This window comes from Roseibium sp. RKSG952 (genome assembly GCF_009711355.1).
Genome location: NZ_SMMF01000413.1, coordinates 1 through 881, shown reverse-complemented (window position 1 = coordinate 881; position 881 = coordinate 1). Strand labels below are relative to the sequence as shown.

The 881-nt window shown below is 56.6% G+C and carries 1 protein-coding gene; it reads left to right on the top strand.

Annotation, left to right across the window (positions count from 1 at the left end; all coding sequences use genetic code 11):
* Nucleotides 1-659: 659 nt before the first annotated feature.
* Nucleotides 660-881: hypothetical protein (locus E1297_RS01295; RefSeq protein WP_155132905.1), on the top strand; the 222-nt coding region annotated here is incomplete at its 3' end.

Genomic DNA, 881 nt, shown 5'->3' with positions numbered 1-881 from the left:
GGAAGAATTTCAGGGACAAAGTATCAGACAGTTATCGCGTCATAGCCCATCATAATAATCGGGTTTTGGAGTGAGAGCGGCATAACAAAAAGGGTTTTAAACCGTACACATGAAGGCGAGACCGAACGGATGAACAGCACAAAGGCGACGAAATGACGGACAGAGGTCTTCACGACAACACATCGCACCGGACGGGCCGAATACGCGCGACGGTAAAATTCCTGACGAAGTGGACCATTGTCGGAGCCGTTCTTTTCGCCGGATACGTCGCATACCTGTACAACACGCGCGCATACGACTGGGCGTTCCAGCCGCAGACGTTCCACAACTTGCCTATGGGAGATCAGAATCTGATTTGGCACAACATAACCCAAGGCGGTGGCTTAAAATATTGCCCACGATATTGGGAAGCCAGCGAATTCATGCAGCGGACATGGTACCGGGACAGGCAGTACTGCGACATAATCTCTCGGGCAATAGTACCCATGTGGGCGTGGGAGCAGATGCCCTGAGGAATTAACATGGAGCTAAAAAGAAGCCGGAGCCTTCTGCCGCGATCGAAGACATCGCCACTACGCTCTCGCTCCTGTCCCGCGGCCGGATGCAGGCGCGTGCGATCGACGCGCTTTGGATGGACCGGCAGGTGGAGGCCGTCCTCGATGCCATCATGGATGGACGACGCGTTTTTCCGTCTGGTCGCCAATCGGGCCGCTGGCCTCACCGCGGGCGAAGTCCGCGCTTCGCTGCAGCGATCGGGGCTGCGGAGCTTCTATCCGCGCGTGGAAGCTTTCATGGCCAAGCTCGACGGGCTTCCGGAGCCTTCGATTGCGGCTGCCAGTATCGATCACGCAGAGGCGCGTTTGCGGTTTGTCATCACAACC